This is a genomic window from Aquimarina sp. (assembly GCF_977115655.1).
The window spans coordinates 1-6,511 of the sequence record NZ_CDSBKO010000116.1; the positions used below are offsets into that span (position 1 = coordinate 1).

The following is a 6,511-nucleotide window of genomic DNA, read 5'->3' on the forward strand; positions in this document are numbered from 1 at the left end:
GGCTATTTGTTTGTAGTGGAGACTGACGACCGAAGGTGAGACAAGTTGGAACGGTATGGAACAAGTGCTTTTTTCAGCACTTGTGGAATAACAAAAAATAGCTTGCGTAGTGACGAGGCGAACACCTTTGATCAGCCCGTATTATGGATTTATAAATGACTTTTAACTAAAAAACCCAGACCTTTCGATCCGGGATTGTATGTTTAGCGAGCTGTGACCGCAGGAAGCAGCGAAGCTTTTTAAGGTTTCTTTTTAGGGTTCTGCCAAGTATTAAATACAGAGTAAATAATTACTTTATTTTCGATGATTTCATAAACAACTAAATATGGATACTTCTTAATCCAAGCTTCTCGATAAGGAGGTCGCTTAGCGGGATAATGTTCAGGATTCGTCTGTATCCTATCCATATAAATATCTAAATGTGTTAAAAATCGTTCTCCTAAACCTATTTGCTTTTTTTCATAATAAAGGTAAGCTTCGATCATTTCTAGATTTGCTTCCTCTTTAATCTCTAATTCATATTTCATTGGGTAGCACGTCTAGCATTTTGCTTTACCTCTTCCCAAGTAAAAGATTTACTTTCTCCTTTTAAGTGACGTTCTCTACGTTGATCTAGTATTTTATATTGTTCTTCTGTTAAAGTAAATTCATCTTCACGATAACTTTCCATAACGGCTTTCACTATTTTTAACAGGCGCTCATCTGCTGTATTTACATACTCGGATATAAGATTTCTTAACTCTAATGCTCCCATAATTCTCATTTTTACATTCATAACAAAGATAGTTTAATATAGTAATATTTTTGGGTTTTTGATTTTTAACACGTCTTTTTTAGCAATTGAAGGTTATTGTTTTAAAGCCATTAAAAGCTATTTCAGTTTTTTAAAAGCCTATAGGGTAAGAGTGCTTATTTCTTTAGTATTCCTTATTCATTAAATTCTTTTTGTGGATCTATTTCTGCTATGGCAAGCAGTATTTTACTGATCCAATAGACATTATCTTTTACCATTCTATCGGTTTGATAGTTATCGTCTAATTGGCTTAATAGGTTAAGGTTTTCTAACAGGGTACTTTGCATATAGCGTAGTTCTCCCAGTTCTGTTATTGGGATTTGGATACTAATTTGTTTTGATTTCATAAGGATTGTTTTAAGGTTATTAATTATTGTATTGGGTGATAGGTATTTACGATCTCGTGCAGGTTTTCCAGATCATCTTGCAGGTATCTTTCTGTAGAGCTGATATAGCGATGCCCTGCAAGGTATTGCACTTTTCTAAGGTTGTATTGATGCAACCAATTGGTAATTACCGATGCTCGTATCTGCTTTGCATTTTGTACTTTTTGGTTATAGGCTTTTAGTTTTTTAACAATGGTATAGATAAAGGTAAACCGCTCTCCGTATGGTATGAGCTGCTCTGTATCTGCATTGTTTTTAAATTTTTGGAGCAGTGCCAGCCTTTCTTGTTGCAGGTATTCCATAAGTTCAAGTACCTGCCATGGTTTAAGATCTATTTCTCGGGCATTGCTTTTGGTACTGGCAGGGATGTATAATTTTCCTTTATGTAGTTGCAGGTGTTCTAGTTTTAAGAGTTTAAAATCTTTGGCGTTTACTCCCTGATATACCAGTAGCCCCACTATTATTTTATCCCTCTTGGCAGTATGTGCCCGTGTGCCTTGATAGCTGTAATATAAATCCTCTAGTTCATCGGGATCTAAAAGGGTGTAGTTTGTTTTTCTTTTTACCCCTCGTATTACAGTGTTTTCTATGGGGTTGGTTTCTTTGTAGTTTTCTGCTACCAGATAGTTCAGGTAATTTTTTACAGCCCCTAATCGCAGGGTTACGGTACGTTTGGTAGTGGTACCCCTTTGCAAGTATTTTAGGTACTTTATCGTGGTTTTGTAATCGATAAGTTCTGGTGTAGTACGATTTGTTTTGCACCATTTTATAAATTTTACCACCTCTCTAAGGTAGGTCGTACTGGTAGCTGGTGCGTACCCTTGTTTTTGTAAATAGTACAGGTATTTTTTCATGATTTATGGTTTGGTGTTTATCCCTGTTCTTTAACAAGGTGGGTGTATATTTGTGTGGATTCTAAACTGGTATGTCCTAAAAAAGATTTAATACTCTCTAAAGGTACTTTGCGCTGTAACAGGTGTGTTGCTATAGAGTGACGCAGGGTATGCAGGGTAATACCTTTATCGATGATGTTTGGGTTTTGGGTAGCTTCTACCATTGCTTTTAATCGGTTGGCAAAAGAGTTACCTTGTAATCGTTTTTGTTGTTGGCTTACAAACAAAGCTTCGCATGCAGTGTTATAACAAAACTCTGGTCGGGCATCGTAGATATACTCTTCCAGTACCCGTAAGTTATATGCATTAAGTGGCACAAAACGTTCTTTGTAATTTTTGCCTTTACGAACGTATACCCGTTCTTTATCAAAAAGGACATCTTTTACATCCAGACTAACGGCTTCGTTTCTTCGTAAGCCACAGCTATAACATATGGTCAGGATGGCTTTATCTCGTAGTCTGATCCTTTTTTCAGGATGACTATAACTTGTAGCAATAAAGAGTTCTTTGATTTCTGGTTGGGACAGGATATTTGTTTTTTCTGGGGTGGGGTTTGCTTCTGTTTTCAGGTGTACCCGAAGAGGTGTTTTTACGTTGTGCTGTATCAGGTAATCCCTGAACTTTTTTAACGCTTGTTGGTGCTTATTGAGATAGGATTTGCTAAGTGCGCCATGTTGGGTTTGGTTTGCCCGCTGTTGCAGGTATTGGTAATAGGATTTCACCTCTTGTACCGTAATGGTATGGATACTACTATGTCCTTGCTTCTCCAACCAGTGGAAGAACTCCTGTAAATGATTGGGTAGATTATATACTGTGGTTGCAGCATATCCCAGGATATCCAACCAATCTTTAAAAGCCTCTAAGAGGTACTTAAAATTGTGGTGTTCTAATTTTAGTTTTTTCATAAGTTCAAAGGATTAGTTCCCGTGTCAAGCACAGGATGAATTCGATCAGGGTTTTGTAACAACCTGTCTCTTTAATTTTTATACGGTATGTGTTTTTAAGGATTCTCTTGCGAGTTGGGGTAACTACCTGTAATAGATGATGTTATTTCGCAAAAAGGGTAGTTGCGGGTTAGTTGCGAGGTTGCGGGGTGGAGAGCCTCGACAGACAACTGTTTAAGGCATTGTCTATCTGTTGCTTAAGGTTGGTATACTCCTTTATGTCTGTGATCTCAAAACAATAGCTTTTGGTTTTAGCATTTTTGATCCGTTTAATATACTCTTCGGCTAGTAATTGTTTGTGGTAGTTTCGTAAGGTACTTTCTTTGATCCTTAGGTTTCTTCGGATCTCTGCATTGGTAAAGGTGGTTTGTGTGTTCTTTTTAAGGTATTCTTTTAATCGCTCCAGATAGTTGCGTACCGCTCCTGTAATGGTATCACTTTTACGCAGTAATACTTCCTTTAGAATCTCGTTGGCTTGTTGTATATCTTCTGGGGTAGTTTCAATATATATTTCCCCTGTTTGGGTGTCGACCTTCTGTTCTCGTTGGTACTGGCAGTAAAAAGTGATTGCTTCGATGAATTGCAAGTAATGGGTATTGGTTCTACGGGGTTTAAATACCGATGGTGGCAGTTCTAAAAACTCTGCATAAGGATTGATAACTTTAATGGGTTGCAATAGCCGTTGTACATTTTGCAGGCATTGTCTGGCTTGATGTTCTGCACCGGTATTTATTTTACCAGCACTAATAAGCCGCTGGTAGTGCATGATCTTTTGGTCTTGCTCTGGGGACTCATCAATATAGAGCAAAAAACTACGGTTGCTGTTATCCTCGTAAACACTTTCTTGTGTGGTACATCCTGCTACTGATACAGGACCCTCTACGGTTAGATGTATGGTTTTGGTAGTTCCTTTTCTGTCTTTATGTACCACGGTTTTGGTAATGCGTCTTTTGGATTGTAATTCTCTAAGGGGATAGAGCACCGATTCTGCCCCGTCGAGATCTTCGATAAGGATGAGCTTGTTTCTAAGCTCGGTACGGTTAAAGTAATAAAAAGCATTTTCAGAGAGTACGGTGATTTCTACTTTTTCATGCTCTGGGATGAGTTCTGCTACCTTGGATTGCAAATGTGTTTTACCAACCCCAGAGCTCCCCAGACTAATACAGTGCAAGGGGTTGTTGCTTTTGCGACTGGTAAAGATAAGGTACATTAACAATCGGTTGGTTTGTTCTCCTATAACACCAGATTGCTCTATAAGGGTATTGGTTTTTTGTAAGAGGTCTTTGGATTTTAAAAAGGCAACTGCTGCTTTTTGTTCTGTTACCGATATTTCGGGTACAGGGGTGTCTTGTTGGTCTTTTTCTATCTGCTGCAATCGGTATTGTTCTAGTACATCGGTAAGTTCTTGTAGTGTTTTGCGCACTATCGAAGTACCGATCTCAATACGTTCTGCTATTTTACGTACCAGTTTTTCTATCTGGTTATCATTATAGAGATCGATATTGTGCCGCAATACAAGGTGCTGTTCTGGTTTTTTAATGCTTATGGTAACTCTAAGACTATCTAAAGCATTAAATTTTATACCTCCCAGTATGTGTATTTGTAAATGTCTGGTGGTGTAGGAGTAGTGGTTTGGATTGGTGGTGTCGAGCATGATAAACTATTATTTGATAAATAAGTTATACTGCAAAACTATAAAAATATTACTAATAAGTTATATTATAACACATAAATTTTTTCAATTATTGTTTAATGCGTTATTATGTGTTATGTTTGTTGATAGTTAAGTTATAAGTATGCTCGGTAAAACATTAAAGCAGGTACGGGAAGCTAAAGGGTTGTCACAAAAGGAACTGGCAGGGTTAATGGATATGGCACAGGCACAGTACAGCCGTATTGAGAGTGGTAAGACAGACCCTTCTTTTTCTGTAGTAGTAAAGATTACAAATGCGTTGAATATAAGTTTATCAGAGTTTTTTAAGGCAGAAGATATTTTTGCGGAAACCAATAGTTATGATAAAACTTTGATGGAAAAACTACGGTTATTGGATTCGTTGGATGATATAGAAAAAGTATCTATCTATAATTTAATAGACTCTTTGATAGCCAAGAAAAAACTAAAAGATAACCTTACCAACCTTATATCCTCATAAACACAAAAAACCCACAACATCTTTTACAACGTTGTGGATTTTTCTTTTTTTACTATGTATACCCGCCAATCTGGTATGGTACCCGACAGAGTCGAGCACTAGCGATTACTCATTCGAGCGGCAGCAGGGTTTCCAAAGTGTATAAGTCAAAATCACTATTTTCAAACTTCTTATATATAAAATTAGCTTTTAATCTATCAATCTTTACGTAGTTGAAATTATTGAAGTTTTGAGAAAATATGAAATACGGATCACTAAAAACAATAGGATTGTTCACGATATTTCTATTTTCAATAAAAAATAAAAAATAAGTATTATCGCTAGCGTTTATATAATCATATTTTGGTAAAAGAATACCCCCAGACATAATATAAATAAGAGGCCTATTTACATATGGAGCTTGTACTATTAAAAACTCATCCCAATCGTTACAATCAAAAATTTCACTAAACTCATACTCAGAATTTAATGGTAAATTTTCAATATTACTGAACGTTTCGTTAAAACTTTCTATTAAACAAGTATTAGAAAGATTGGATACTTTTCTCACTTTTAGTAAAAGATCAAATGTGAAAACCAATATTACTATTGCTATTAATAAAATGATATACTTTTTATTTTTTTTCATAACTATTTTATTCTCTTTCTCCATAACGTAAAGCCCATTCAATTGCTGCTTCTCTTCTTGCCTGTCTTTGATGCAAGTCTTTTGGAATGGTATTTCTTTTGATAATGGTTATGTTTTTATTTAAAACAGCTTTCTCAAAATGCATTATAAATGAATTCATAACGTTAATATCGTTATTCACAGCAAGATTAATACCCCAAGCATTATTATTTAAATCCATTTCCCCCCTAGAATCATCCATATTTGAAAAAACATTTCCATTACTATCTGTACCATAAATTTGCTCATGGTTGTCTGTGAATTTTTTTGCGATATCAGGCCCTAATTCTAGGGTGATTAAAAATGACCAATAAGCATGTCTGAATGCGTCTCCATAACCGTCATTATTAGAAGTTGTTCCAGCATACAAAAACTCCATTATTCCTGCTCTATTTGCAGAAGCTGTTATAGGTGTTTTATGAGATGGATATGTTTTAAACCATAATTGATCTCTATGTGAATCTAATTTATTTATACTAGACATAGTATGATTGCTACTAGAGCCTTTTTTAGCTGTAATAATCACTTCGTCCAGAGTAGTTGTTCCTCCTCCAAAATATACTGTTTTATATGGATTACTACCACAGCAACTAGAGGCAGTAAAATTACCCAAAGAATTTAGCCCAGATTGTAGCATGGCTAGTCCAGACATACCACTACGGTTTGTATCACTCA

General features: G+C 35.9%; 9 protein-coding genes. 1 reads left to right on the top strand and 8 read right to left on the bottom strand.

What is annotated here, in order from left to right; genetic code table 11:
* Nucleotides 1-239 precede the first annotated feature (239 nt).
* From ACZIYX_RS23355 to ACZIYX_RS23380, 6 genes are all read right to left on the bottom strand, one after another.
* Nucleotides 240-527: a type II toxin-antitoxin system RelE/ParE family toxin gene (locus ACZIYX_RS23355; protein ID WP_462684680.1), complete on the bottom strand. Its 288-nt coding sequence runs from the start codon at nucleotides 525-527 to the stop codon at nucleotides 240-242.
* Nucleotides 524-754, bottom strand: coding sequence for an addiction module protein (locus ACZIYX_RS23360; RefSeq protein WP_462684681.1), 231 nt, complete (start codon nucleotides 752-754; stop codon nucleotides 524-526). Before ACZIYX_RS23360 ends, ACZIYX_RS23355 begins: the two co-directional genes overlap by 4 nt.
* A 173-nt stretch (nucleotides 755-927) precedes the next feature.
* On the bottom strand, nucleotides 928-1,140 hold the full coding sequence (locus ACZIYX_RS23365) for a hypothetical protein (RefSeq protein ID WP_462684682.1): 213 nt from the start codon (nucleotides 1,138-1,140) through the stop codon (nucleotides 928-930).
* 23 nt (nucleotides 1,141-1,163) lie between these two features.
* Nucleotides 1,164-2,033, bottom strand: a complete 870-nt coding sequence (locus ACZIYX_RS23370; RefSeq protein WP_462684683.1) for a tyrosine-type recombinase/integrase — start codon at nucleotides 2,031-2,033, stop codon at nucleotides 1,164-1,166.
* 17 nt (nucleotides 2,034-2,050) lie between these two features.
* Nucleotides 2,051-2,977, bottom strand: coding sequence for a tyrosine-type recombinase/integrase (locus tag ACZIYX_RS23375; protein ID WP_462684684.1), 927 nt, complete (start codon nucleotides 2,975-2,977; stop codon nucleotides 2,051-2,053).
* A 169-nt stretch (nucleotides 2,978-3,146) separates the two neighbouring features.
* Nucleotides 3,147-4,670: a hypothetical protein gene (locus tag ACZIYX_RS23380; protein WP_462684685.1), complete on the bottom strand. Its 1,524-nt coding sequence runs from the start codon at nucleotides 4,668-4,670 to the stop codon at nucleotides 3,147-3,149.
* Nucleotides 4,671-4,812: 142 nt separating this feature from the next.
* Between ACZIYX_RS23380 and ACZIYX_RS23385 the strand changes: the two genes are divergently transcribed.
* Entirely contained in the window at nucleotides 4,813-5,169 is a 357-nt protein-coding gene (locus ACZIYX_RS23385; RefSeq protein ID WP_462684686.1) for a helix-turn-helix domain-containing protein, read from the top strand.
* Nucleotides 5,170-5,278: 109 nt separating this feature from the next.
* Here ACZIYX_RS23385 and ACZIYX_RS23390 read toward each other — a convergent pair whose 3' ends face one another.
* Both ACZIYX_RS23390 and ACZIYX_RS23395 read right to left on the bottom strand, forming a co-directional pair.
* Nucleotides 5,279-5,797: a hypothetical protein gene (locus ACZIYX_RS23390; RefSeq protein WP_462684687.1), complete on the bottom strand. Its 519-nt coding sequence runs from the start codon at nucleotides 5,795-5,797 to the stop codon at nucleotides 5,279-5,281.
* A 7-nt stretch (nucleotides 5,798-5,804) separates the two neighbouring features.
* On the bottom strand, nucleotides 5,805-6,511 hold a 707-nt coding region (locus ACZIYX_RS23395; protein WP_462684688.1), incomplete at its 5' end, for a DUF6973 domain-containing protein.